Source organism: Nocardia sp. NPDC058058 (genome assembly GCF_042885355.1).
Classification (GTDB): domain Bacteria; phylum Actinomycetota; class Actinomycetes; order Mycobacteriales; family Mycobacteriaceae; genus Nocardia.
In genome coordinates, this window is sequence record NZ_JBHVSA010000001.1 from 452,375 (window position 1) to 477,032 (window position 24,658).

Below are 24,658 nucleotides of genomic sequence, written 5' to 3' on the forward strand. Positions count from 1 at the left end.
TCCTAAATTACGAACTTGTTGGTGCTCAACGTTGTTCGTCCGACATGCGTCGGTGGATGTGGACGAGAGAATGCGGCCCCTTAGCAGAATGTCGGGCCGAGGTAGGAACACCATCGTGCCTAACTGATGGGTAACTTTACGGCCCGCACATAGACGCTTCAACCAAAACGGGGTTTTCCGGCGTGTGGGACTGGTCACCCGGTGGCAATTCGAGTTTTTGTGTGTAACAACGGGTTTGGTGTAACTCTCGGATGCACTTGGCAATTCGATCGCAACTGGTCGGATGTCCTGTGTGGCCGGTCACTCGAATATCCGAATCGCCCGGCTGAGCGGTGCGACTGTCGGCACATGTCCCATATGTCCGATCCATCGTTAGGGTGGGCCGGTGCCCCACCACCTCGATCTCCCCGTGGCCGGAGTGCGCACCCGAGCCGAATTCGAAGCGCTGCCGAGTGTTCCGCGCGGCTGGGCCTGGGAGCTGCGCGCCGGCAGATTGGAGTTGACGCTCATGCCCGTCACCTTCTGGTACTCGCGGGCGCTGCTCGGTGTGCTCGAATTCTGGCGGCAACTCGGCTACGAGATCGCCGGGGATCAGTACATCGCGGATAGCGGATTCGCCCGCGGTGAGGCCGGACAGCACAACTTCGTGGCCGACGGCGTGGTGTTCCGGCCCGGGCATCAGCCGCGCAAGCACAGCACCACCCATGATCCGGCGGATCTGTTCGCGGTGGTGGAGGCGGTTTCCCAGGAAGCGCAGGTGCACGAGGCCATCGACAAACTGCGGGTGTACGCCATGCTCGGCATCCCGCACTGCTGGATCGTGCGCGGTGATCACGAATCCGAGGATCTGGACGGATTCGTCAGCATGTACGAACTGGTCGGTGCAGAATACAAATTGACCGGCAGCCGCCTGGTTTCCCAACTCACCGTGCCCTGAACGCATTCGGGCGCGCGCGGCTGCCCTCGATCGATCGGGGCGGGTATGCGTGCAGCGCGTGCGGTGTGGGGCAGTCTGCTCTTCACCGTGCTGGTGCCGGGGACGGTGGCCGGATTCCTGCCGCTGTGGATCAGCGGCTGGCATTTCGAGAACGCGCTACCGCCGATCGCGCTGTGGCGGGTGCTCGGCGTGGTGCTGATCGCGGCCGGGCTGCCCATCCTGCTGGGCGCGATCTACCGCTTCGCCGTCGAGGGGCTCGGCACGCCCGCACCGGTGGCCCCGACCGAACACCTGGTGGTCGGCGGCCCGAATCGCTTCGTGCGCAATCCGATGTACCTGGCCGTGGTGTCGATGGTGCTGGGCCAGGCGCTGCTGTTCGGCCGCGTCGATCTGCTCTGGTACGCGCTGATCATCGCCGTCGGGCAGGCGCTGTTCGTGCGCTTCTACGAGGAGCCGACGCTGCTGCGGCAGTTCGGCGCCGAGTACGAGCGGTATCGCGCCGCGGTGCCCGCGTGGCTTCCCCGGCGCACACCGTGGACGCCGGAGTCGCCCGCCTAGCCCAGCCGGTAGGTGTCGAAGGCGTTGGCGCGGTAGAAGAATTCGGCTTCCTGTTCGGTGGCATCGGTGCCGACCAGGTGATCGACGGTGGCCAGCAGATTGTCATAGCTCCCGGCTATGGTGTCGATCGGCATATTCGAGCCGAACATGAGCCGCCGCCAGCCCCACAGCTGCACGCTCGATTCGAGCCAGTACTCCAGGGTCTCCCAGGACAGATCCGGGCAGATCATGCCGAGTCCGGAGAGCTTGCACAGCCACTGGGTTTCCTTGGCGGCCAGCGAGAGCGCGTTATGCCAGGCGGCGCGGTCGTCCTCGGTGGTGCCCTGCGGCAGGCCGAGATGTTCGAGCACCACGCGCAGCTGCGGATAGCCCGCGAGGAAATCGATCCAGTCGAGCATGTCGTGCGGATGCGCCACCAGATCGAAGACGCCGTCACGCTCCTGGAGCCAGGCGGCGATGGTCTCGGCGGCGGGGGTGTTCGGGGACAGGCCCCCGAATACCCGCAGCCCGCGAAAGTTCGGGCTCTGCGCCTGTCGATCCAGATGCGCCCGCAGTTCCGCCTCGGGCAGCGTCGGATCGGCCGATCCGATAATGGCCACGGGCCGCCCGGCCGTGGCGGCGATGCCGTCGATCCAGCGTCCCTCGTCGAGGTAGGCGTGCGGTGCGGTGGTCGCCGAGATGTGCACCAGTCCGGCGAGCTCGACACCGGCCGCGCGCTCGTAGTCCGCGAGTAGGAAGTCGTCCGCCAGTTCGGGTCTGCCTGCGGCCGTACCGAATTCACGCAGCTGCGGATACCAGGGGTTGGCCGTGGGGTGCCACAGGTGCAGGTGCGCGTCGACTATCGGGATGGTGGGCATGGTGGCGTCTCCTTCACTGCATGGTGATGCCGCCGCTGACGCTGATCAGCTGGCCGGTGAGATAACTGGCTTCCGGGCTCGCCAGCCACGCGATGAGGGCGGCGACCTCATCCGGGCGGCCCAGACGTTTGAGGGGGATGGCCTTGCGCAGGGCCTCGAGGTGGCCGGGGTGGTCGGCCATGGCGCGCTCGACCATATGGCCCTCGATCGGCCCGGGGCAGACCACATTCACGGTGACTTCGTGCCGCGCCACCTCGCGGGCGAGCGATTTGGCGAAGCCGAACAGTCCGGATTTGGATGCGGCATAGGCGGATTCACCCGCCGCGCCCGCCCGCGCGCCATCGGAGGAGACGAAGACGATGCGCGCCCCGTCCACCTGCTGGAGCGCGGGCAGCAGCTGCTGGGTGAGCTGCATGGGACCGCGCAGATTGACCTGGTGCATGAGATCCCAGTGTGCGGGGGTGCTGTCCAGGAACGGCTCCACGATGGCCGCGCCCGCGCACTGCACCAGCGCCGAGACACTCCCGCGCACCGAGCGCGCGGCCGCTTCGATGCTGTCCGGATCGGTCAGATCGAGGTGCAGTGCAACGGCTTTCGGGCCGAGTTCGGCGGCGAGCGCGGTGGCGGCGTCCAGGTCGATATCGGCGATCACCACCTCGCGCCCGGCGGCGGCGAGCCGGCGCGCGACCGCACCGCCGATATCGCCCGCACCGCCCGTCACGAGCGCGCCGGTAGCGCTGCCGCTCTCACCCACTGCCTCACCCGTCCGTCCATGAATGCTTCGCAATCCATGAATAGTCGTTCAGCGACTGATTTGCGACACAACTCCGGCAATCGGCTGTGGAAATCCTGTGCCTGGAGTCCTACCGACGCGTCGGTATGTCCGGCAGGCGGCGCGGGGCGGCTTGGCGGCGCAGTGCCGGGGCTACCGGGCGGCCGGTGAGGAAGCCGTCGACGCTGCCGTGCTCCAACGCTTTTCGATAGACGATGGCGGCCTCGCGGCAGGCCTCGACGGTGTGATCGATATCGGCGTCGGTATGGGCGGCGGAGGTGACGAAGGACTGGCCGAGCACGCCGCGATCGAGCAGCTCCTGGAGGAACAGCGTGCGGTAGGGCTGGGAGGGATTGCCCTCGGGATCCTTGGTGAGGAATACCAGGCATGAGGGCCGCCCGCGCACCTGAAGGTGTTCGGCGATACCGCTTTCGGCGGCGACCGCGTTCACGCCCTCGGCGAGCCGGCGGCCCGCGTGTTCCATGCGGCCGATGGGATCGGTGGTGCGGTAGGCCTCGACCACGGCGCGAAAAGCCGCCAGGGCGGCCGTTTCCGGGCCGTGCGTGGTGGAGAGCAGGAAGACGCGGTCGGCATCGGTGCGCAGGCCGCCGAGTTCCATGTATTCGCGTTTGCCCGCGAGCGCGGACAGCGGGAAGCCATTGGCCATGGCCTTGCCCCAGCAGGACAGATCCGGCCGGACGCCGTAGAGCTGTTGTCCGCCACCGGGAGACCAGCGGAAACCGGTGATCATCTCGTCGAAGATGAGCAGTGCGCCGTGCCGATCGCACAGTGCGCGAACGCCTTCCAGGAAGCCGAGCGCGGGTTCGGCCAGGGCCGTGGCCTGTTCGAGGATGACGCAGGCGACATCCTCGGATTCGAGCACCTCGGCCAGCGATCCGAGATCGTTGTACCGGAACTTCACGGTGGGGGAAGCCGGTATGCCCGCGGACATTTCGGTGATGCCGATGAACCAGTCGTCCACCGAGAAGAAGGGCTGATCGCACACCGCCACGGTGACCCGCCCGGTCACCGCGCGCGCCAATCGGACGGCGGCGGTGGTGGTATCGGATCCGTTCTTGGCGAACTTCACCATGTCCGCGTGCGGCACCAGGCTCAGGAAGTCCTGCGCGGCAAGCAATTCCAGTTCGGTGGGCCGGGAGAAATTGACCCCGTGCGCGATGGTGCGGGTGACGGCCTCCACCACCGGCGGATAGCCGTGCCCCAGGGTGACCGACCGCAACCCCATGCCGTACTCGACGTACTCGTTGCCGTCGCAATCCCAGACCCGAGCGCCGTACCCGCGCACCAGGATCGGCGCTCTGCCCTCCGGATACTGATCTGCCCCGCGCGCGTAGGTGTGCGCCCCGCCCGGTACCAGCCGATGTAGCCGGTCCTGGACGTCGTTGCTGCGAGTGAATTCAGGCATCCGTTCCTCCTGCGGCGCGCCAACGGGTTTCGCTCAGTGTGGTCGCGAACGGGGGTGCGGCGCGGGCGGATTCGGTGATCTCGAATTCGGCCGCGCGCACCCGGGCGGCGTCGGCGTACTTGCCGCGCAACTCCTGATCGGTGATGAGAGTGTCCAGGGCGCGGGTCAATTGGGCGCGGTTGCCCGGATCCACCAGCAGCCCGTTGCGGCCCGGCTCGATGAGCTGCTCGATGCCGGCCGGGCGGGTGGCGATCACCGCGCATCCGGCTCGCATCGCCTCCCACACCACGCGCCGGAACGGTTCCGGGCGCAGCGAGCACTGCACGAGGATATCGGCATGGCGCAGATAGGGTTCCAGATCCTCGACCCGCTCGGTGAAGGTCACCGGCAGATCCAGCGCCGTGACGTGTACCTGGAGTTCGGCGAGATAGGTCTCGTCCCCGGGATACCTGCCGCCGATCAGGAAGACCTCGCGCGGCAGCACCCGGGCTCCGGCCAGCGCGCGCAGGAACAGATCCTGCCCCTTCTCCGGCGCGAGCCGCCCCACCACGGCGATGACGGTCTGCGCGGCAGGCCGCTGCTCACTGCTGAATGACTCATCCATGGTCGCCTCACCCCCGGGCTTGTCCCCTGAATTTCCGCGGTACAGGCCCCGGCGCCCGTGCAGCGCAATTCTAAATGCTGTCGGCCGGGAGCGCGCCGCACGCGTGGGTTACGGTGGGCGGCAGCAGGTAGCCGGTCGGAGGTAGTGGGGCGTGGCGAGGACACTCGCGCAGGGGCAGACATTCGCGGGCTATGCGATAGAACGGCTGCTCGGCGTAGGCGGAATGGGCGAGGTGTACCTGGCCCGGGACCGGGACCTGCCGCGCCTGGTCGCCTTGAAACTGCTCAGCCCGCACGTCGCGGACGATCCCGAGGTGCGCGCCAGATTCCTGCGCGAGGCCGATACCGCTGCGCGCCTGGCACATCCGAATATCGTCGCGGTGTACGCGCGGGGGCGTACCGAGGACCGGCTCTGGATGGCCATGCAGTACGTCGAGGGCACCGATGTGGCGGCGGTGCTGCGGGACGGGCCGCTGCGCCCGGATCACGCGGTGCGGATTCTGGGGGAGACCGCGCGGGCGCTGGATCACGCGCACCGGGCCGGAGTGCTGCACCGCGATGTGAAGCCCGCCAATATCCTGCTGGCGTGGGGACCGGATCAACGAGTGTTCCTGGCGGACTTCGGAATCGCGAAGGCCTTGGATCAAACCAGTGCGTTGACGCGGACGGGGGAGATGTACGCGAGTTTCCAATACGCGTCACCGGAACAGTTCGAACTGCGCACGGATATGGATCAGCGCTCGGACGTGTACGCACTCGGCTGCACGCTGTATCACATGCTCACGGGCGCGCTGCCGTATCCGGGCGGCAGCACCGCGCAGTTGGTGAACGGTCACCTGAACGGTCGAATTCCGCGACCGAGTGAACAGAATCCGGGTGTGCCAGCGGCTTTCGATCAGGTGATCGCGCGGGCGCTCGCCAAGAACCGGGACGATCGATTCGCGAGCTGCGGGGAATTCGCGGCGGCGGCCGCCCGGGCATTGACCGCTACGAATCAGAGTGGTGCGCCGTGGACTCCGCCGGTCATGGGGACGCCGCCCTCGGCATTTCCGGCAGTGAGTTTCGGAACCACCCGCACGGGAGTGGAAGAGACGCGATTGCGGGACGCGTCGTCGTTCCCGCCACCGATGTCGGCACCGCCGATCAGCCCGGCACCCGCTCCCCGGCGGCGGATACGGAAGCGCCTGATCCTCGCGGGTGTCACGGGACTGCTCATCGCGGCGGGCCTGGGTCTCGGATTGGGCAGTGGCGCATTGCATTTCACCATCGGTGCGGGATCGCCTCCCGGTGTCTCGGACCCAGGCGGCGTGCCCACCGACGCCACCCGAGACGGTGCGATCAAAGCGGCGTGCGACTACGGAATTCTGATGTCCACGTATGACTACAGCGACGGGGACGGCTGGCAGACGAAGGTCGTGAACGGCGCGACCGGGGCATGGAAGTCCCAGGCGCAGTCGTTGCTTCCGACGGTTCGGCTTCTGCTCGAGGCCGATTCCGAGCACACTCGGGGCACGGACGCCAAGTGCACCGTGACCTCGGGTGGTGGTACGCACTATGAGTTGGCGGCGGATATCACGCAGATCAACTCGACCAAAGGTAAGGCTGATACTACAAACCATCAGAACATCACGCTGTCCATGGATTACGTGGATGGGAAATGGTTGTGTGGCAGATTGGTTAGTCCGCTATTTCCCTCGTAAGGTAAAGGCGGGCTATTCTGAATAGCCTTATATCACAACGTAATTCGGCTTTCGGGGTCTGTTTTGCGGGAGTAGAATAGAGGTATGAATTCAGGGGAGAACGTCGCAATCACGGAGAGTGCGTCAGCGCTTTCCGCTGCGATCGACACCCTGATCTCTCAGCCGCTTATTCCGGTGTCGGACAACGACATTGTCGAATTGATGCAGCAGATCGAAAGCGCCACCCGCAAACTCGACGCGATGAAACTCGATCTGGTCGTGCAGACCTGCTCGCGGTCGCTGCCCAAGTGTGCAGGCGCGGGTTCGGTGGCGCTGTTTCTGCAACAGACACTGCGGATCTCACACGGGGATGCGTTGAACCGGTGGCACTGCGCCGAACAAGCAGCTATCTGGCCGCGTGTAGGGGACAACGCCGAAATCTCTACCCCGGCACCGCTGCTGCCGAACACCGCTCTGGCGCAGGAGGAAGGCGCGATCGGCCTCGATCATGTGCGCGTGATCCGGCAGGTCATGGACCGGCTGCCGAACAAGGTGAATGCCGAGGATCGTGCGCTGGCCGAAGAGCACCTGGCGCGGCACGCGCGTGCGTTGAACCCGAACCAGCTCCCCAAGATCGGGGACCGCATCCTGGGGCACCTCGATCCTGATGGCACATTGACCGATGATGCGGATCGGGCTCGGATGCGCAGTATGCGTTTGAGCCCGCAGGGTTTCGACTTGATGTCCACCATGACCGTGGTGCTGACCCCGGAAGCTCGTGCGGCGGTGGATGCGGTGTTGGCCAAGCTCGCCAAGCCGGGCCTGTGCAACCCCGCCGATCCTGAGAGCCCATTCGTGGTGGACGAGAACCTCGATCCAGAGGTGGTCAAAGCTGCGGCCAAGCGGGATATGCGCACCACCGTGCAACGTCAGCACGATGCGTTGTTCGCACTGCTGCACCCCGACTTCCACCCCAACCACCTCGGCTCGCACCGAGGCCTGCCGGTCACCACGATCCTGACTATGAGCATCCACGATGTGGAACGCGCTGCCGGAGTAGCCACTACGGCTACCGGCGGGACGGTGCCCGTGGCGGTGGCGTTGGAAATGGCTGCGCGCAAGAGCAAGACGTTCTCGGTCGTCACTGATGGTGAGGACATGCCGCTGCATATCGGTCGTGCCCGCCTGGCGAACCCGGCCCAGCGGATGGCGCTCATCGCCACCGAGCGGGGTTGCACCCGACCGGGCTGCACCGCCCCTGCGAGCATGGCCGCTGTCCACCATGTGACCGAGTTCGTCAAAGGCGGCCTGACCGATATCGAAAACCTCACTCTCGCTTGCGATCACTGCCACGCGTTGGTCAATGACACCCCGACCGGGTGGACCACGATCAAGCTTGGTAAGGGTGCGAAGTTCGCGGGGCGGACCGCGTGGATCGCGCCTGCGCATATCGATCCGACTCGGACACCGCGGGTGAATCACATGCATCACCCGGACGAGTTGATGGCCTCGGTACCGCCCGCGCCCGCGTTGCCTGCCAGCCCGGCTCGGGCGTGTGCGCCGAACAGGATGCGTCAGCGACCCTGGGTATTGCCTCGCCCGGCTTGCCCAGCCCGGCAATAGGTTCCACCCCCACCTGTATCCACCGTCAGGAGCCTTCCTGCCGGTCCTACAGGCATGTCCGCACCTCAGTTCCAGCCCTTCCGCAGTCCGGACAAAGAAGCAGTGCTGGTTACTTCGCCTGCCGTACCCGACTTGCTCTCCCGCAACTCAGACCCGACCCTCGCGTCCCCGACGGGGTGCCTGGCTGTGGTCACCTTCCGAGCCAACAGACCAAGCCTCCCGAGTGTTTGGTTCTTTTTGTTTTGTTCTTTTCTTGTCCGGGCGTCTTTTTCTTTTGTTCTTTGAGTCTTTTGTTCTTTTTGGTCTTGTCTTTAATCGTGTTGTCCCTGAACCAACTTGGGACCGCACGTGTATTGCTCTCCCGGGGGACAGACTGGAGGACCAATGCCCGCCGTACAAAGAGCGCTAGCGCTCCTGGCCGCCACAGCCACCGCGGTCGTCGTAACGACAGGTATCACCAACGCCGACCCAACCTCACTACAGGAACGCCTACAGATCGGCCTGAACGACACCATCTCGGGCGCAGCCGTCCCCGGCGCACAGTTGGTTCTCACTGAAGGCGACAGCATCCTCCAGATCAATAGCGGCGTAGGCGATCTCGCAACCAACACCCCGTTCCCGGACAACGCGCAGGTTCGGATCGCAAGCAACACGAAGGCGTTCGTATCCTCGGTAATACTGCAACTGGTCGGTGAGGGCAGGATCGACCTGGACGCACCGGTAGAGCGCTACCTTCCGGGCATGGTGCACGCTCCCGGCGGTGACGGGAACGTCATCACCATTCGAAACCTCTTGCAGCACACCAGCGGTATTCCGGACTACCTGACCGACCTCGACCTGTCATCGGCAGCGGCACTGCAACAGCCGAAGCCGATAGGCGACCTTATCGCCATGGGCATGGCGAAGGAGAAAGACTTCGAGCCGGGAACTCGCTCCGAGTACTCGAATACGAATTATCTGATCGCGGGGCAGGTGGTGGAGCGGGTCACCGGACTACCGGTGGGCGTCGAGGTCACGCGGCGGATCCTGATCCCACTCGGACTGACGAGCACCTACTGGCCGCTGTACCCGGCGGAACAGGTGATTCGCGGCCCGCACGCGCGGGCATACGACGACTTCGGCGGCGGCCTGGTCGACATCACCGATATCGATCCCGGCTGGGGCCTGCCCGACGGAGCGATGGTGTCCACGGGCGCGGATTTGAATCGCTTCTTCATGGCATTACTTCAGGGTCGAGTAGTTGGCGCGAACGAGCTGACGCAGATGCAACGCACTGTCCCGAGCGGTGATTGGCGCAGGTCCGAGGATTTCGGCCTGGGGCTTTTCCACTGGACCACCTCGTGCGGGATCGAAGCCTGGGGTCACGGCGGCACCATCAACGGCACATTCGTCTACGGTGGCGCTACCGCGGAGCGCTCGGTCACCGTGAGCATGAATCAGATTCCCGATATTCTCGGCGCGCGTGAGCGGAATATCGATCTCGACGAGGTCGTCGACGCCGGACTGTGTGCTCCACGATGAAGTCTGTGCGCTCCGAGGGGAAATCGAGCGGATGACAGGTACATACGATAGATTCGCTCCGTTCATGTGCTTGGCAGGGCGAGCAGAGCGAGTGCGGGGAATTGAAGATACTGGTCGAGAACGGCGAGTATGGGTTACACAATCGCGGTGACATAGCCACGATGATCATGACGGTGCATCGGTTGCGGGAGCTCTGGCCGCACGCACGCATCGGCATGCTCACCGCGCAACCGCGAGTGCTGCGAACGGCGCTTCCGGACGCCGAACCCGTACACGCCGGTGGCGGATGGCAATGGGGCAGAAGCGGTTTCGCCGGACAGCTGGAACAGCTGGCCGGTGCGAAGCTGACCGGTCCCGCCACCTTGAAATGGCGTGATGCCACCGAAGCCCCGATGCGGCAGCTGCGCGGTGTGGGCAGCAGGCTGCGCGCCGAGACGCAGGCGTTCATCGGCAAGGATCGAGAGGCGTCCGGCGGGATGCCGCCATTGCCTCCGGTCCCGGCGGCGGTTGCCGAGGCCGATCTGGTGATCGCGCAGGGCGGTGGATATATCGCCGACGCCGATCCCTATCAGGCGCATCGCACCCTGAATCTGCTGGAATACGCGCAGGCCCTCGGCATTCCGAATGTGCTGCTCGGGCAGGGACTCGGGCCGATTCGCGATCCGGAGCTGCTGCGCCGCGCGGCCGATGTGCTGCCGGGCGCGGATTTCATCGGCCTGCGCGAAGGCGTGCGCGGTCCGAAGCTGCTGGCCGAGCTCGGTGTCTCCGCCCATCGCGTCGAGGTCACCGGTGACGACGCCATCGAATTCGCCTACCGCATGCGGCGCGCGGAGATCGGCGCGGATCTCGGTCTGTGTCTGCGCAACTCCGAACACGACCGCGTCGGCTACACGGTGCGCAGCGCGGTGTTGCAGGCCAGGGTTGTCCGGTTCGGTGCCACGGTCGCCCGCCCCGGCGCGGCGGAGGAGGCGGCGCGCCAGGTGTCGCACTGCCGCGTGCTGGTCACCAGCGCCTATCACCTGGCGGTCTTCGCACTGTCGCAGGGCATTCCGGCGGTAGCTGTAACGGCTTCGGACTATTCCGACGACAAGTTCTTCGGATTGGCTGATATGTTCGGCGCCGGCCTGCGGGTCGTGCGGCTGGGCGTGGACGACCCCGAATCCGCACTGCCGCAGGCGGTCCGGGAACTCTGGGAGTCCGCGCCCGAACTGCGCGATACGCTGCAACAGCGGGCCACCGAACAGATCGACGCCGTTGGCGCGGGCCTGGACCGAGTGTCCCGGCTGGTGCGGAAACGGCCGGTGCCGATCCGTTAACCCGCCGCCTCAGCTCAGGGGGAACGATGGTCAACCTCTCGATCTGCGTACCGGTCCGGAACTCCGGACGCACACTGGCCGCCACGCTGACTTCGATTCTGGAGCAGGACAACGCCTTCGAGGTGATCGTGCTGGACAATGCCAGCACCGACGACACCTTCCGGGTGGCGAATCTGCACAAGGACAGCAGAGTGCGGGTGGTCCGCAATCGGGAACCGCTACCCATGGGCGAGAACTGGAACAAGGCGGTCTCGTTGGCCACCGGCCGCCTGGTGAAGGTGGTGTGCGCGGGCGATATCCTGCTGCCCGGCGCGCTGGACAAACAGCTCGATGTGATGGGCGATCACGGTATCGCGGTGTGCGCCTCGAAGTTCCAGGTGGTCGACGCCGACGGCCGGGTCGAGCGGGACGGGCTCGGACTCGCGAATCTGCTGGGGCAGCGCGATTCCCGGACCCTGATGCGCAGCATCGTGCGCCGCGGCCCGTCCGAATTCGGGCCCACCGCCACGGCCATGTTCCGGCGCGGGGATTTCTCCCGGGTGGGTGGTTTCCGCGGTGATCTGGTGCTGCCCATGGATGTGGACCTGCTGGCCCGGGTCAGTGCCCTCGGCCATTTCTACGGTATGACGGAAAGCCTTGCCGCATGGCGGGACTCGCGCTTCAACCGCTGCGGTGACATCGCCACCGCGGCCAAACTCGGTGAGCTGCTGCGCTTCCAGCATCGGCTGCGCCGGGAGTATCCCCAGCTGATCGGACCCGCGACGATACTGGGCGGCGACCTGCGTCTGGCCCGCATCGCACTGGATCGATTGCGGGTTCGGGCGGCCGCCGCCCTGCTGCGCCGGCCGGAGCTGCTGCGATGAAGTTCCGGTCGGGACGGTCGAGTCAGATGGTCCAGAGCGGACCGTAGGTGGTCACGCTGTCCCCGTTGCTGGTGACGATCTTGACCCACGGGCGAATGGTGGTCTGGCCGAGCACACCGGTCACGGTGGCGTGGAAGCCGGACATCTGGATGAAGCCGTCCGCGCCCGAGATATCGCCACCGGCGGCCTCGACGGTCTGGATGCCCGGGCCGAAGCCGACCGCCAATTCCACGCCCAATTGCGGAATCAGGCTGTTGACATCGACTTTCGGGTCATTGCCCAGCTCCAGCCCGAGGCTGGGGGTCCACCACTGGAAGCGGATCTTGCCGTCCAGGGTGGCGGGATAGCCGACCTGGTAGCCGATGGTGATGTGCCCGTTCCAATTGTCAGCGTTGGGACCGCTGATATGGAATCCCGCCTTACCGTCGTGGAACCACTCCCGACTGAGCGGATTGCCGTCCAGCGGCGGCACGAAGTTGATGCGCGTATCGGACTGGATGGCCTCGACCGTGCGCTGCTGGCGGTCGAGGATGGAGCTGGTGCTGTCGACGCCGGCGACCGAGGTGCTGGTCTCCATGGCTAGTCCGACGGTGAACGCGGCCGCGATGGCCAGGGCGCGCGCGATGGCGCGCTGTGTGGAGCGCTGCATTGATGTTCCCACTTCCCTCATCAGGTATTGCTCTCATCTCAGCCGCCGACCCTCATCAGCGGCTGTTCATCCGGATCACAGGTCGACCACCCACCTCCCTTCCAGCTCCGGCCATTGCGCGCTGACTTCGGGCAGCAGGTCGGGCAGGGTGAGAAGTATCCGATCCGGCTGTGCCGCAACGAGTTCGGCGGGGGAGATGATCGGAATATCGGTTCCGGGCATGCGGCGGCCCTGCTTACCGGGCGAGGCATCGGCCACGGCGGTGAGCAGGTCCCGGTGTGCGCCCGCGAGATGCAGCAGCGCTACCGCCCGAGATGCCGCGCCGTAGGCGAAAACCCGGTGACCGGAGGCGGTTTCGCGTTCCAGCCAGGTGCGCAGGGCGCGGGCTTGATCATCGGCCGCGCGCTGGAGACCACGGATGGCCGACGGATCGGCTTCCAGCACAGCGGATTCGGCGTCGAGTATCCGCGCCACCTCGGAATCCACCGGCTCGCTGTCGGTCCCGTGCACGGCGGCGACGAGAATCGTGCCGCCGTAGAGACTGAACTCCCATACGGCGGCCACCCGCATCCCGGCCGCCGCCAGCAGCAGTCGCAGGGTCCGCAGGCTGTAGTACGCGAAATGCCCGTGCCGCAGCGCATTCCACTGACCCTGCGCGACAATCGCACGCAGCGTATGGAATTGGAGCAGCAGCACCCCGTCGGCGGCAGTCGCGGCCGCCCGCTGTGCGAAGGCGGCGCGCTGATCGGGTTCGTGCATGATGCCGAAGCAGTCGATCACCACATCGGTGGCCGCCTCGGTCGCGGTGAAACCCCGTGACTCCAGCAGCGGCAGCCAGCTGCCGCCGTGCGGACTGCCGAACTCCCGCACGGTGTTCCCGGCCAGCCACCCGGCGGCCTGCACCCCGGCCACCGCGGCCGCCGCCTGATCGCGCAGCGCCCGCGGCTCCACCCCGCGCGGTTCGGCGGTGACGGTGTCATCCTCGGCGAGCTGGGCGAGCCCGCACTCCGCACAGTGATCCATGGCCAGCGGATGCATGGAGACACTATGCGCCGTCGGCGCGTCCAGCGCTGGAAAGTCGTCTGCCGCAGGCATTTTGCCCAGATCCAGCACCCGTGCCAACCCGGCTGCCCCGCAACCGCGGCATCCCCGCGTCGATCCCGCGCTCATGGCACGATGGCCTGATGCGCATCGAAACCACCGAACTCGCCGACGTGCTGGTGCTCACCCCGGAGCCGTTCCGGGACGGCCGCGGCCTGTTCACCCGCACCTTCGACGCCGAGGAGTTCGACGAGTACCTGGACCGACCGGGTTTCGCGGCGAGCTTCATCCAGGATTCGCAATCGCGCTCGCACCGCGGCGTGGTGCGCGGTATGCACGGCCGGGCGGGCCGGGGCGAGGCCAAGCTGGTGCGGTGCGCGCACGGCGCGGTGCACGACGTGCTGGTGGACATTCGCCCGAACTCGCCGACCTTCGGCCGTCAGCAGGCTTTCCTGCTGGACGACAACGACTTCCGGAACCTGTACGTGCCGCCCGGCTTCCTGCACGGCTTCCAATCGCTGAGCCCGGTCGCCGATGTCTGCTACCGCATCAACCGTCCGCACGATCCGGCCGAGGACATCGGCATCGCCTACGACGATCCGGAGTTGGCGATCGAATGGCCGCAGCCGGTCACGGTGGTCTCGGATCGCGACGCGGGCGCGAACTCCTGGCGTGAGCTGCTCACCGCCTTCGGGATGTAGTCGCACTCAGGCCCCGATCCGCCGCAGGTCGTCATCGAGCACCCCGGCCTCCTTGAGGGAGGTCAGGTGCGCCAGGCGGGTGAAGCGCTGGAAGAACGCATCGCTGGTCAGACCCCGCGCGGTGTATTCGCGGTACAGCTCGGCCGCGCCGTCCGGAATGCTCCAGGCCGCCTCGAAGCCGAGTTCCTTTCTGGCATAGGAGAAATCGACCCGGTACGAGCGCGGGTCGGCCCCGCTCTCGCCGGTGATCAGCAGTTTGGAGTCGGGCACCGCCTCGACCACCGACTGCGCGATCTCGGCGACGGTGAGGTTATTGGCCTCGGTGCCGACGTTGTAGGCGCGGCAGTGGATGGCTTCCGTGGGCGCCGCCAGACAGGTGACGAAGGCGCGGGCGATATCCTGCGCGTGCACCAGCGGCCGCCACGGCGTGCCGTCCGAGAGCACCTTCACCTCACCGGTGAGCACCGCGTAGCCGACCAGATTGTTGAGCACGATATCGGCGCGCAGCCGCGGCGAGAACCCGAACGCCGTTGCGTTGCGCAGGAATACGGGGGAGAACCCGGAATCGGCGATGGCCGCCACATCGTCCTCGACCCGCACCTTGGATTCGGCGTACGGCGTCAGCGGCCGCAGTGGCGCGTCCTCGGTGACCAGTCCGGCCCCGGCCGCGCCGTAGACCGAACAGGTGGAGGCGTAGAGGAACCGCCGCACCCCGGCCTCCTTGGCCAGCCGGGCCAGCCGCACCGAGGCGTGATGGTTGATGTCGTAGGTGATCTGCGGGGCCAGCGCCCCGAGCGGGTCGTTGGACAGCGCCGCCAGGTGCACGACCGCGTCGAATCCGGCCAGCTGTTCGACGGTCACATCGCGCAGGTCCACCGCGATCCCGGGCGGCGGCTCGGGCGCTTCGCCGAGTACGCATTCGGCGAAATAGCCGCTGTCCAAGCCGGTTACCTCATGTCCGGCCGCCTGGAGCTCCGGCACCATGACCGTCCCCAGATACCCCTGATGCCCGGTGACGAGTACCCGCATGCTCATTGCCCTCCGAAAGTGATGGTCGCCTTGTCCAGCAGAAATGCCTCCGCGTGCCGCGCCCGGCACTGCACGCCGCGCAGCCGGGTCAGCGCGAGAAAGGACTGGGCGTCGAACCAGTCCCGATCCCGTTGCGAGGGATAGTGTTCGAGCAGCAGCTCGGCCTTGCGCTCCGCGCAGCCCTCGGGCAGCGGATGGAAGATCGAGGGCTGCGGGGTATCGGTCTCCCACTTGAGGATCTCGTAGCCCAGTACCAGCTGATCCCGGAATTCGGTGGGCGCGAGTTCGGCCAGCAGCCGGTGATCCTGATGCGCGTCCCCGCGGTGCGGTGCGAACACCACATCCGGTGTGCCGTCCCGGCGCAGCTCGGCCACCGCCCGTTTGGCGCGCTCCCAGTGCGCGGGCGCGTAGCCGTCCGGGATATCCAGAATCCGCAGATCCACCTCGGCGCCCGGGCAGAACGCGGCGAGCGCCTGCTTCTCCTCGACGGCGCGCTCGGTGCCCGCACCGGTCAGCACGAGTGCCCGAACGCGCAGTCCGGGAACGGCTTGGGCGAGGGTGAGCAGGGTGCCGCCGAGCCCGATGGCCAGATCATCGCAGTGCGCGGCCAGCAGTGCGATCTCCCGGACGGCCCCGGTATCGAGTCGGATCATGCGCCGGGCCGCTCCCACACCATCCACGGGCGATCACCCGAGTGGTAGCCGGAATCGAGTTCCGCGCGTTCCTTGAAGGTGTCCGCGGGCTTCCAGAAGCCGTGGTGCTGATACCCGTACAGCCGCCCCTGCGCCGCCAGCGCGCCGCAGGCGTCCTCGACCAGATCCCCGCCGGGCGGTAGATGGTCGAAGATGTCCTGGGTGAGCACGAAGTAGCCGCCGTTCTCCCAGATCGGCAGCTGCGAGACCGGGGTGATGTTCTTGACCTCGCCCGCGGCGTTCACATCCACGCAGTGGAACGAGGACTGCGGCGGCACGATCATCATCGACGCCGCGGCCCCGGACGCCTGGAAGTCGCCGATCACCTTGTCCAGTGGGGCGTCGGTGAGCACATCGGCGTAGTTGGCCAGGAAGTACCGTTCGCCCTCGAGGTGATCGCGCACCCGGCGCAGCCGTTCCCCGATCGGCGATTCCACCCCGGTGTCCACGAAGGTGATGGTCCAGTCGCTGATATCGGATTGCAGCAGTTCGACTTTCCCGCCGCGGATCACGAAGTCGTTGGACACCGACTCCTGATAGGTCAGGAAGAAGTTCTTGATGTGCGCGGCCCCGTACCCCAGGCACAGGATGAAGTCCTTGTGCCCGAAGTGCGCGTAGTACCGCATCACATGCCAGATCAGCGGGCGCGGCCCGACCATCTGCATGGGTTTGGGGATGGCGTCCTCGGAGCCGTTGCGCATGCGCATGCCGTAGCCGCCGCAGAACAGTACAACCTTCATTTCGCTGGCCTTTCAGCGTGATGCAGGGTGGGGAGCGGATACACGATCTCGCCGCCCCAGTCGGTCACCCGGCTCAATTGCGCGGTGATCTCGGTTTCCAGATTCCAGGGCAGGACCAGCACGACATCGGGCTTGTCCGTGTCGATGACCTCGGGCGGATGGATGGGAATCCGGGTGCCTGGGGTGAATCGCCCGTGCTTGTACGGGTTTCGGTCCACGGTGTACGCGAGCAGGTCGGGTCGGATGCCGCAGTAGTTGAGCAGGGTGTTGCCCTTGCCCGGCGCCCCGTAGCCGACCACGCGCTTACCGTCGGCCCGGGCCTGGAGCAGGAAACGCAACAGCTCCTGGCGCACCGTCTCGGTGCGCGGGCGCAGCGCGAGATAGCCTGCCACATCGTGCAATCCGGCCTCGGCCTCCAGTGCGAGCACCTCGGCGACCCGCGGGCCGGGTTCGGCGACCGCGTCGGGCCGAGCCCACAGGCGCAGCGAACCGCCATGGGTGGGAAGCAGTTCCACGTCCACTACCGTGAGCCCCGCGGTGGCCAGCGCCCGCTGGGCCGCCAGCACCGTGTAGTACTGGAAGTGTTCGTGATAGATGGTGTCGAACTGCCCCAGCGCCACCAGGTTCAGCGCGTGATGCACCTCGATGGAGAGCCAGCCGTCATCGGCCAGCAGCGCCCGCAGCGACCGGGTGAAACCCAGCAGGTCCGGGATATGCGCATAAACATTGTTGGCCACAACGAGATTCGCGGGTCCGCGTTCGGCCCGCACCCGGGCTGCGAGTTCCTCGTCGAGGAAGGCGGTTTCGGTGGGCACGCCCTTCTCCCGCGCCGCCGCACCGACATTCACCGAGGGTTCGATGCCCAGGCACCCGATGCCCGCGGCCACCGCGTGTTGCAGCAGGTAGCCGTCATTGCTGGCGACCTCGACCACGAACGACTCTCCGGTGAGCCCGAGCCGCTGGGTGGCCTCCTCGACGAACAGCTTGGCATGGCGCACCCAGCTGTCGGAATACGAAGAGTAGTAGGCGTATTCGGTGAAAGTCTCGGCCGGTGTGATGAGCGCCGGGATCTGCAGCAGCAGACAGTCCGCGCAGACCCGCAGATGCAGCGGATAGGTGGGCTCCGGCTGATCCAGCTCCGCGGCGGTCAAGAATTTCTCGCAGGGCGGTGTCGCCCCCAGATCGAGAACGCTCACCAAATTGCTGGAAGAGCACAGACGGCAGTGCACGCGAAATCCCCACCTTTCACCGAGATCGACCCGGCGGCAAAGGCCGGCTGAACTGTGGTCGGCTCGATCCGGCCTTACGTTACAACAGGTTTGGCCGCCCGCGCCGGGTGTGCGGGTGACCGCCGGGCATCCGGGAAGTGGATTTCTGCGACTCGCAGAAGTCGGTAGTCGATCGGCTACCGCGCGAGTCTTGCAATTCAAGGGTTACGCGTATCTAATGTGCTCGAAACCATATGGCGCGGCCTGCGATTACGCGATCGGGGGAGGGATGGGGGAAACAAACGGGAAACCGGTTGCGACGCTTACCGCAATCCTCCGGAAACATTGGTAGCCCGCAGTTTTCGCCGTCGCGCCTGCGCGGGGTGTGTAACATTCGGCTTCTTACCACCGAAAGAGTCGGCGGCCCCAGCGGTATGCCACGCGGGGACCGGCATCAGCCCGTTTGTGGAACTGATCAGTGGGGATCGGAACCCAGTTCTCCCGTGGGGGAGGTGCGTTCGTTCATGAGTTTCGAGATTTCCGCCGGTCGCATCGTGCGCTCGACCCGTTTCGCCCGAGCGGTTCCGCGCTCGGATCGCGAACGGCGACAAGCGGATTACATCCGCCGCGTGGGTGCGAGCGATCTGGCGATCCTCACCGTCACCGTCATCCTGGCGCAGTGTGCCTGCGCGCCGCGCGCACTGCCCATCGGTATGCCGTACGCCGCGATATCGGTGCTGCTGGTGGCCGGGTGGAGCACCGTGCTGACGCTCACCGGCACCCGGATACCGCGCGCGAGCGGTAGCGGGAGCGAGGAGTACCGGCATGTGGTGGCCGTATCGCTCAAGCTCTTCGGCGGGCTCGCCATCGCGTCCATGCTGCTCGGCCTGGGTCTTTCACGGGCCTATCTGATAGCGGCGCTGCTGCTCGGCGGCGCGGGTCTGCTGGCCGGTCGGCGCTTCTGGCGGGGCTGGGCGATCCGGCAGGGTGTGCACCGCGCCGATCTGCTGATCGTCGGCAATCCCGCCGCGGCACAGGATATGGCGGCCGTCTTCGCCGCCGATCCGCACAGCGGCTACCAGGTCATCGGTGTGTGCACCGGCGTCGGCGGTCCGAACGCGGTGCTGGCGGCCGCGCGCGGCACCGGTGCGGAGGCGGTGGCGGTCACCGTCACCGATGCGCTGAACCTCGCCGACTTCCGCGGCCTGGCCTGGGAATTGGATGAGCACGGTATCGAACTGCTGGTCGCGCCCGGTCTGATCGGCATCTCCGGCACCCGGCTCACCCATCGCATCGTCGCCGATATGCCGGTGCTGCACGTGGCCAAACCGCGATACGGCCATTCCACATCGATTCGCAAGAGCGCCTTCGACTTCTGCTTCGCACTGCTGGTGCTGATCGCCATCGCGCCGATGCTGCTGGGTATCGCGATCGCGATCAAGGCCACCAGTCGCGGGCCGGTCTTCTATCGGTCCGAGCGCATCGGACGGGACGGCCGCCCATTCCGCATGCTCAAGTTCCGCAGTATGTACGCCGAACCCGGGGTGCATATCGACGCGCTGCTCGGAACGGGTGAGGATCCGCGAATGACGGCGGTGGGCAAGGTGATTCGCCGTCACCGGCTCGACGAGCTGCCGCAGTTCCTCAATGTGCTGCGCGGTGAGATGAGCATTGTCGGACCCCGCCCGCAGTTGCGGCTGCACGCCGATTCGGAGGGTGACGCGACCCTGCGCGGTCTGCTGGTGCGACCCGGCGTGACCGGACTCTGGCAGGTCAGCGGCCGCTCGTATCTCACACCCGAGGACGCCATGCGGCTGGACCTGTCCTATGTCGAGAACTGGTCCGCGGTACTGGATCTGGTGATGATCGCCAAATCCATCGGCGCGGTGACCAGGGGGCAAGCCCTCTAGCGGGAGCGCAGCGCCGCCTCACAGTGGCGCGAGTGCTGCCTCACAGTGGCGCGAGTGCCGCCTCGTTCTTCGCGGCGGTGAAACCGTCGTGGTACACCACGCCGGGGCCGCTGATCGTGGGATCGCGGTAGTACCCCTGTTTGAAGTACGTACCACCGCCGCGCGGCATGAGCGTGCGGACCATGCAGCGGGTCTGTCCCGCACAGGGTTCGGCGTCGAACACCTGCCGCACCCCGCCGATCCACAGCTCGATGAAACCCACGTCATCGCGGGTCGACCAGCGCACATGCAGTTTGATGTCGAGCCAGGTGTCGGTGACCAGCGGTGTACTCCACGGCGTGTATGTCGCGCCCGGATGCCCGGGAGCGTCATAGGTGGAAATCACCACGCCCCAGCGGTTCACGCCCACATTGGTCGGCCCCGACGCGACCGCCAGCGGCGGCGGCCCGTCCTCATCGGCATGCCACTGCGACAGCACGGTCCAGCCCTTGTCCGCCGGGAAGCCGTGCTCGAAACGGGTGCTCCACTGATACCAGCGGTCATCGCCCTCATCCGAGCGGGTGGCCTCCTCGCCGCTCACCTCGGCGCGATCACCGCAGCACAGTCTGCCGGGCGTATCGCCCTGGTGGACTTCGAATCTGGCGGCGTAGCGGCCCTGCCGCACCACCTCGGTCTCCACCCGCATGCGATCACTCTGATCGTGATAGCTGGAGCACGGTTCACTGCGGACCGCGACGTTCTGGCAGTCCGCCCACTGATCGAAATTACCGGTCTCGAAATCGCCGACGAACCGGTCCGCCAGGAAGGGTTCGGCGACGGTGGTGACATCGGGGGTGGGCGAGACCACGGTGACATCGGGCGCTCCGCAGCCGGTCAGCAGGGCGAGCAGCAGAATCCCGAGGGCGCGGGCGAACCGCAACGAGCTACTCCTGTGTTGAGAGGCGCCAACTCGCGCCGGTGAGCGACTCGTACCAGGCTACAGTCGTGGTCAAGCCCTGGTCGAAGTCGGTATGCGGCTGGTAGCCAATGGCATTGAGGCGAGAGATGTCCACCACCAACTGCTCCGGATCACCGGGCCGGTTGCTGCCGCTGTAATCGAAGTCCGGATGCAGTCCGGTGATCGAGCACAGCGATTTCGCCAGCTGATCGATGGTGTACTCGCGACCCGCGCCCACGTTGTAGACCTCACCGCGCAGCGGGGCATTGGCGGCCACGATCATCACCGAGCGCGCGGCATCGCCGACGAACAGGAAATCGCGCACCTGGGTGCCGTCGCCGTGAATGAACAGGCGCTCGTGATCGCGATCCAGTTTGGCCAGCAGATCGAACACCACCTGTTTGCGCTGACGCGGCCCGAATGCCGAGAAGAACCGCACCGACGCCATATTCAGCCCGTACAGGTTGGCGAACACCGCCAGATAGCGTTCGGCCGCCAGCTTGCCGACCCCATACGGGGAGATCGGCACGGTGGGATCGTCCTCGCTGATCGGGATGCGCACCGAATTGCCGTACACCGCGGCGCTGGAGGCGAAGACCAGGCGGCCCGGCCACTTCAGCGTCCGCAGCGCTTCGAGTAGTCGGAAGGTGGTCTGGAAGTTGAGCTCCAGATCGAACGCCGGATCCTCCACCGAGGGCGGCACATAGGCGTTGGCGGCCAGGTGGAAAATGAAATCGGCGGGCTGCTCGGTGAGGTACGCCGGCCAATCCAATTCCCGGATATCGGTCTCCCGCAAGGTGATCGCGTCTGCCACGGCCGCCAGGTTGTCCCGGCTGCCCGAGCTGAAGTTGTCCAGTACGGTCACCCGCGCCCCGGCGGCGACGAGCAGTTCGACCAGGTGCGATCCGATGAATCCGGCCCCGCCGGTCACCAGTACGGTGGCGCCGGTCCAGTTGAAATCTTGCTGCGATGCGGTCACGGTCTCTCCCTGTTGCGTTCTCGACGTCCTCTACATCCCGGCGACCCGGCGATATGTTTCGACCGTGCGGCGCGCGACCGCGTCCGGTTCGAATTTCTCCAGGGCCATCAGGTGGCCACGATGGCCGAGATCCAGTGCCAATTCCTGGTTTTCGAGCAGCTCCACCATGCGCGCGGCCAGTGCGGTGACATCGTCGGGCGGAACCAGGAAGCCGTTCTCGCCGTCGGTCACCATCTCCGGGATACCGCCGACCCGGGAGGACAGCACCGGCTTCCCGGCGGCCATGGCCTGGGCCAGGATGGTGGGCGAGGTCTCCTCCTGGGAGAACAGCACCACGGCGCGGGCCGTCGAAATCTCCTCGCGCAGCCGGTCATTGTCGACCATGCCGGTGAACTCCAGGTTGTCGTCCAGCCCCAGCGCGGTGGCGTGCGCGCGAATGGCGCGCGCGTACTCGGCATCGGGCTGCGGACCCACAATGGTGAGCCGGGCCTTCGGAACCTGCTGCACCGCAAGGGCGAACGCGCTCAGCAGACCCTCCGGATTCTTGCGGGGTGAGAGCACGCCCGCGAACAGCAGCCGCGGTTCGGTCACCGCCGAGGGCGCGAGCGCGAAGAACTCCGGCGCGGTGGGATTGGGAATGCTGATGTGCTCACCGCGCACCATGCCCGCCAGCGCCTTCGCGTCATAGTCGGAGATGGAGATGACGACCTTCGCCCGGCGCAGCACCCGGCGCACCATGGCGGCCACCAGGTGATAGCGCACCCGCTCCTTGATGCTCGCCCGCGCTTGCAGTTTCGTCTCCAGATGCACCAGGCCGTGCACGGTGACAATGGTGTTCAGGCTGATCTGGGTGGCGATATCGCCGCGCAGGCCGATCTCCTGCGCGTGCACCACATCGGGATTCAGCTCGGCGATGATCCGGCGCGCCTGGCGCACATCGAGATACGAGCCCGTCGCCACCCCGAGGCGGGATTGTCCGCGCAGATAGCGGATCTCGACCTTGGGACCTTCCTGCCGGGTGTGCACCGGCACCTCGCCGGTGTGGAAGCGCAGCACGGTGAGCCGGTCGATCTCGTCCCGGGCCGCCAGCGCCGGCACCAGGGTGCTCGTCACCGATTCGATCCCGCCCACGATCTTTCCGGGTTCGAACGGATAGGTCGCGATCATGACAACGTTCAGGCCCAACGTGTGCTCCCTCGATGCGTCACCGCCACAGCCGTCCCCCGCAGACCTGGGCTACGCGGCACTCTACCTACCCGGGAGCGCTTGTGCGCGACTGATTCTCGGTGATCGCGGCCCAGAGTTCGACATTGTGGAAACGCCCGTCCGGGCCGAGCCGGGCTCCGATGAGAATGCCCTCGCGCCCGAATCCGGCGGCCGCGGCGATACCGGGCAGATGGGTCGCGGCCGGATCGACCAGCGCCTCCATCCGATCCAGGGACAGCTCATCGCGGGCGTAATCGAGCAGCAGGGCCAGCCCGGCCGCGGCGGCCTTGGTGTGTGCGGGATCCGGATCGAGTTCGAGGGTGAGCCGGGGGTGCGCGCCCGCGGTGTCGACGATGAGATTGCCGATGGGACGGCCCGCCGCGGTCACCTCGTAGCGAATGCGCGGTCCGCGGCGAGATGGCAGGCGGGACTGGTGTTTCCGCAGCGAGATGCGCTGATCGGCGCTGTCGTGGGTGTACAGGGCATCCGGTAGCGCGGGGCCGTCGACGGTGTTGCGGCGCAATCGCGCGCCGAGGTGGTACCGGGCGGCGATGAGCAGGATGGTCGGCGAGGCCAGCGCGAGGGTGCGCCCATGATCGGCGAGGCGGGCCCGCATCGATCCGGTTCGGGGTGAAACACGTTCGGCGGCAACACCGGTGGATATGAGTGCGGTCACATACCCGCCGGTTGGTGCCCTATCCGTGGTGACCGCCCACAGCTCATGATCGCGGGGCCGTCCGCCCACGCTCATGGCGCGCGCCATGGTGGCCTCGAGCGACATCCCACCCCGGATCGCGGACCGGCGTGCGGGATGGTTGCCCACGCACACCGGCGCGGTGATTCGGTGCAGTCCCAGATCGCCGAAACCGTGATCGGTGATGAGCGCCCCCGCCACCGTCCCGACCCCGTGCCCGGCCCGCCGCGAGTCCAGCCAAATACCCAGTTCGGCGGCATGATTGGCGCGATCGATGGGTGCGAGCGTGCACTGCCCGGCGAACTCGCCGTCCACCAGCACGCTCAATTGCACCGCGGCACCGGCCGACCGCGCCCGGCGCTGGCGCAGGAATTCCCGCACCCACCAGGCCCGGGAATGCCGCTGCTCCCAGCTCAGCGCCGAGGTGGTCCAGAACGGTTCGATGAGTTCGCGGTCCCGCGCGCGGAGTTCGCGCCACGGCCCGAAATCCGATAGCCGAGTCTCGCGCAGGGCGACCTGATGTCCGGCGACGAGCACCGGTCCGAGCTCGATTCGGCGGTGGGCGGACCCGGTGACCGCGGGGCGTTGCGGCATGCGCCCGACGTTACCGGAAATCCGCTGCGCACCGCTGCGTAGCTGTGTGCCAAGAGTTGCAAAGCGGTTGTGGGTGTGGCTAATTGGGTTACTGTTGCAAGTGCAGTCGAAGCCGGACGCAAG

Annotated in this window: 23 protein-coding genes; 9 read left to right on the forward strand and 14 right to left on the reverse strand. The window is 66.6% G+C overall.

Annotated elements, in window-relative coordinates:
• Positions 1–385: 385 nt before the first annotated feature.
• Both ACFVUS_RS02050 and ACFVUS_RS02055 read left to right on the forward strand, forming a co-directional pair.
• A complete protein-coding gene (locus ACFVUS_RS02050; RefSeq protein ID WP_387761278.1) occupies positions 386–937 on the forward strand; it encodes a Uma2 family endonuclease in 552 nt (183 codons plus the stop codon).
• Between the two features lie 45 nt (positions 938–982).
• Positions 983–1,495 carry a methyltransferase family protein gene (locus ACFVUS_RS02055; protein ID WP_387761279.1) on the forward strand — a complete coding sequence of 171 codons (513 nt, stop codon included), beginning with the start codon at positions 983–985 and terminating at the stop codon, positions 1,493–1,495.
• Here the strand turns inward: ACFVUS_RS02055 and ACFVUS_RS02060 are convergent.
• The 4 genes from ACFVUS_RS02060 to ACFVUS_RS02075 form a co-directional block, all read right to left on the reverse strand.
• Positions 1,492–2,352, reverse strand: coding sequence for an amidohydrolase family protein (locus tag ACFVUS_RS02060; RefSeq protein ID WP_387761280.1), 861 nt, complete (start codon positions 2,350–2,352; stop codon positions 1,492–1,494). The two genes, ACFVUS_RS02055 and ACFVUS_RS02060, sit on opposite strands and share 4 nt — an antisense overlap.
• Positions 2,353–2,365: 13 nt before the next feature.
• Complete coding sequence (locus tag ACFVUS_RS02065) at positions 2,366–3,106, reverse strand: SDR family NAD(P)-dependent oxidoreductase (protein ID WP_387761281.1); 741 nt, start codon at positions 3,104–3,106, stop codon at positions 2,366–2,368.
• Between the two features lie 109 nt (positions 3,107–3,215).
• Positions 3,216–4,550 carry a glutamate-1-semialdehyde 2,1-aminomutase gene (locus ACFVUS_RS02070; protein WP_387761282.1) on the reverse strand — a complete coding sequence of 445 codons (1,335 nt, stop codon included), beginning with the start codon at positions 4,548–4,550 and terminating at the stop codon, positions 3,216–3,218.
• Entirely contained in the window at positions 4,543–5,154 is a 612-nt protein-coding gene (locus tag ACFVUS_RS02075) for a glycosyltransferase family 4 protein (protein WP_387761283.1), read from the reverse strand. The genes ACFVUS_RS02070 and ACFVUS_RS02075 overlap by 8 nt, the downstream gene beginning before the upstream one ends.
• A 151-nt stretch (positions 5,155–5,305) precedes the next feature.
• On the opposite strand from ACFVUS_RS02075, the gene ACFVUS_RS02080 reads away from it, so the two are divergent.
• From ACFVUS_RS02080 to ACFVUS_RS02100, 5 genes are all read left to right on the forward strand, one after another.
• Positions 5,306–6,853 carry a serine/threonine-protein kinase gene (locus ACFVUS_RS02080; RefSeq protein WP_387761284.1) on the forward strand — a complete coding sequence of 516 codons (1,548 nt, stop codon included), beginning with the start codon at positions 5,306–5,308 and terminating at the stop codon, positions 6,851–6,853.
• A 201-nt stretch (positions 6,854–7,054) separates the two neighbouring features.
• Entirely contained in the window at positions 7,055–8,455 is a 1,401-nt protein-coding gene (locus ACFVUS_RS02085; protein ID WP_387761286.1) for a DUF222 domain-containing protein, read from the forward strand.
• Positions 8,456–8,839: 384 nt separating this feature from the next.
• A complete protein-coding gene (locus ACFVUS_RS02090) occupies positions 8,840–9,976 on the forward strand; it encodes a serine hydrolase domain-containing protein (protein WP_387761287.1) in 1,137 nt (378 codons plus the stop codon).
• A gap of 101 nt (positions 9,977–10,077) precedes the next feature.
• Complete coding sequence (locus ACFVUS_RS02095) at positions 10,078–11,292, forward strand: polysaccharide pyruvyl transferase family protein (RefSeq protein ID WP_387761289.1); 1,215 nt, start codon at positions 10,078–10,080, stop codon at positions 11,290–11,292.
• Positions 11,293–11,318: 26 nt separating this feature from the next.
• Positions 11,319–12,155, forward strand: a complete 837-nt coding sequence (locus tag ACFVUS_RS02100; RefSeq protein ID WP_387761290.1) for a glycosyltransferase family 2 protein — start codon at positions 11,319–11,321, stop codon at positions 12,153–12,155.
• Positions 12,156–12,177: 22 nt separating this feature from the next.
• Here ACFVUS_RS02100 and ACFVUS_RS02105 read toward each other — a convergent pair whose 3' ends face one another.
• Both ACFVUS_RS02105 and ACFVUS_RS02110 read right to left on the reverse strand, forming a co-directional pair.
• Positions 12,178–12,804 (reverse strand): MspA family porin, encoded by a 627-nt coding sequence (locus ACFVUS_RS02105; RefSeq protein ID WP_387761292.1) that lies wholly within the window; start codon positions 12,802–12,804, stop codon positions 12,178–12,180.
• Between the two features lie 75 nt (positions 12,805–12,879).
• Positions 12,880–13,974, reverse strand: a complete 1,095-nt coding sequence (locus tag ACFVUS_RS02110) for a class I SAM-dependent methyltransferase (RefSeq protein ID WP_387761294.1) — start codon at positions 13,972–13,974, stop codon at positions 12,880–12,882.
• A 14-nt stretch (positions 13,975–13,988) separates the two neighbouring features.
• Here ACFVUS_RS02110 and rfbC point away from each other — a divergent pair, with 14 nt between their 5' ends.
• Complete coding sequence (gene rfbC, locus ACFVUS_RS02115; RefSeq protein WP_387761296.1) at positions 13,989–14,546, forward strand: dTDP-4-dehydrorhamnose 3,5-epimerase; 558 nt, start codon at positions 13,989–13,991, stop codon at positions 14,544–14,546.
• Between the two features lie 6 nt (positions 14,547–14,552).
• On the opposite strand, the gene ACFVUS_RS02120 is transcribed toward rfbC, so the two are convergent.
• Genes ACFVUS_RS02120 through ACFVUS_RS02135 form a run of 4 tightly spaced genes read right to left on the reverse strand, consistent with a single transcriptional unit; the run spans position 14,553 to position 18,236 of the window.
• Positions 14,553–15,575 carry an NAD-dependent epimerase/dehydratase family protein gene (locus tag ACFVUS_RS02120; protein ID WP_387765355.1) on the reverse strand — a complete coding sequence of 341 codons (1,023 nt, stop codon included), beginning with the start codon at positions 15,573–15,575 and terminating at the stop codon, positions 14,553–14,555.
• 2 nt (positions 15,576–15,577) lie between these two features.
• Positions 15,578–16,228 carry a PIG-L deacetylase family protein gene (locus ACFVUS_RS02125; RefSeq protein WP_387761297.1) on the reverse strand — a complete coding sequence of 217 codons (651 nt, stop codon included), beginning with the start codon at positions 16,226–16,228 and terminating at the stop codon, positions 15,578–15,580.
• Positions 16,225–17,007 carry a glucose-1-phosphate cytidylyltransferase gene (locus ACFVUS_RS02130; protein ID WP_387761299.1) on the reverse strand — a complete coding sequence of 261 codons (783 nt, stop codon included), beginning with the start codon at positions 17,005–17,007 and terminating at the stop codon, positions 16,225–16,227. Before ACFVUS_RS02130 ends, ACFVUS_RS02125 begins: the two co-directional genes overlap by 4 nt.
• A complete protein-coding gene (locus ACFVUS_RS02135; protein WP_387761300.1) occupies positions 17,004–18,236 on the reverse strand; it encodes a methyltransferase domain-containing protein in 1,233 nt (410 codons plus the stop codon). Before ACFVUS_RS02135 ends, ACFVUS_RS02130 begins: the two co-directional genes overlap by 4 nt.
• Positions 18,237–18,739: 503 nt before the next feature.
• On the opposite strand from ACFVUS_RS02135, the gene ACFVUS_RS02140 reads away from it, so the two are divergent.
• Positions 18,740–20,125, forward strand: a complete 1,386-nt coding sequence (locus ACFVUS_RS02140; protein WP_387761301.1) for a sugar transferase — start codon at positions 18,740–18,742, stop codon at positions 20,123–20,125.
• A 40-nt stretch (positions 20,126–20,165) separates the two neighbouring features.
• Here ACFVUS_RS02140 and ACFVUS_RS02145 read toward each other — a convergent pair whose 3' ends face one another.
• From ACFVUS_RS02145 to ACFVUS_RS02160, 4 genes are all read right to left on the reverse strand, one after another.
• Entirely contained in the window at positions 20,166–21,044 is an 879-nt protein-coding gene (locus ACFVUS_RS02145; RefSeq protein WP_387761303.1) for a polysaccharide lyase, read from the reverse strand.
• Between the two features lie 4 nt (positions 21,045–21,048).
• On the reverse strand, positions 21,049–22,041 hold the full coding sequence (locus tag ACFVUS_RS02150; protein WP_387761304.1) for an NAD-dependent epimerase/dehydratase family protein: 993 nt from the start codon (positions 22,039–22,041) through the stop codon (positions 21,049–21,051).
• 30 nt (positions 22,042–22,071) lie between these two features.
• Positions 22,072–23,226 (reverse strand): glycosyltransferase family 4 protein, encoded by a 1,155-nt coding sequence (locus ACFVUS_RS02155; RefSeq protein WP_387761305.1) that lies wholly within the window; start codon positions 23,224–23,226, stop codon positions 22,072–22,074.
• 67 nt (positions 23,227–23,293) lie between these two features.
• Positions 23,294–24,535 (reverse strand): GNAT family N-acetyltransferase, encoded by a 1,242-nt coding sequence (locus ACFVUS_RS02160; protein ID WP_387761306.1) that lies wholly within the window; start codon positions 24,533–24,535, stop codon positions 23,294–23,296.
• Between the last annotated feature and the right edge of the window lie 123 nt (positions 24,536–24,658).

What these genes read in the sequence shown, in the direction of transcription:
- ACFVUS_RS02055 (WP_387761279.1), top strand. Translation starts at nt 983, where the DNA reads ATGCGTGCAGCGCGTGCGGTGTGGGGCAGTCTGCTCTTCACCGTGCTG.
- ACFVUS_RS02060 (WP_387761280.1), bottom strand. Translation starts at nt 2,352, where the DNA reads ATGCCCACCATCCCGATAGTCGACGCGCACCTGCACCTGTGGCACCCC.
- ACFVUS_RS02070 (WP_387761282.1), bottom strand. Translation starts at nt 4,550, where the DNA reads ATGCCTGAATTCACTCGCAGCAACGACGTCCAGGACCGGCTACATCGG.
- ACFVUS_RS02075 (WP_387761283.1), bottom strand. Translation starts at nt 5,154, where the DNA reads ATGGATGAGTCATTCAGCAGTGAGCAGCGGCCTGCCGCGCAGACCGTC.
- ACFVUS_RS02085 (WP_387761286.1), top strand. Translation starts at nt 7,055, where the DNA reads ATGCAGCAGATCGAAAGCGCCACCCGCAAACTCGACGCGATGAAACTC.
- ACFVUS_RS02090 (WP_387761287.1), top strand. Translation starts at nt 8,840, where the DNA reads ATGCCCGCCGTACAAAGAGCGCTAGCGCTCCTGGCCGCCACAGCCACC.
- ACFVUS_RS02100 (WP_387761290.1), top strand. Translation starts at nt 11,319, where the DNA reads ATGGTCAACCTCTCGATCTGCGTACCGGTCCGGAACTCCGGACGCACA.
- ACFVUS_RS02105 (WP_387761292.1), bottom strand. Translation starts at nt 12,804, where the DNA reads ATGCAGCGCTCCACACAGCGCGCCATCGCGCGCGCCCTGGCCATCGCG.
- ACFVUS_RS02110 (WP_387761294.1), bottom strand. Translation starts at nt 13,974, where the DNA reads ATGAGCGCGGGATCGACGCGGGGATGCCGCGGTTGCGGGGCAGCCGGG.
- rfbC (WP_387761296.1), top strand. Translation starts at nt 13,989, where the DNA reads ATGCGCATCGAAACCACCGAACTCGCCGACGTGCTGGTGCTCACCCCG.
- ACFVUS_RS02120 (WP_387765355.1), bottom strand. Translation starts at nt 15,575, where the DNA reads ATGCGGGTACTCGTCACCGGGCATCAGGGGTATCTGGGGACGGTCATG.
- ACFVUS_RS02125 (WP_387761297.1), bottom strand. Translation starts at nt 16,228, where the DNA reads ATGATCCGACTCGATACCGGGGCCGTCCGGGAGATCGCACTGCTGGCC.
- ACFVUS_RS02130 (WP_387761299.1), bottom strand. Translation starts at nt 17,007, where the DNA reads ATGAAGGTTGTACTGTTCTGCGGCGGCTACGGCATGCGCATGCGCAAC.
- ACFVUS_RS02140 (WP_387761301.1), top strand. Translation starts at nt 18,740, where the DNA reads ATGAGTTTCGAGATTTCCGCCGGTCGCATCGTGCGCTCGACCCGTTTC.
- ACFVUS_RS02160 (WP_387761306.1), bottom strand. Translation starts at nt 24,535, where the DNA reads ATGCCGCAACGCCCCGCGGTCACCGGGTCCGCCCACCGCCGAATCGAG.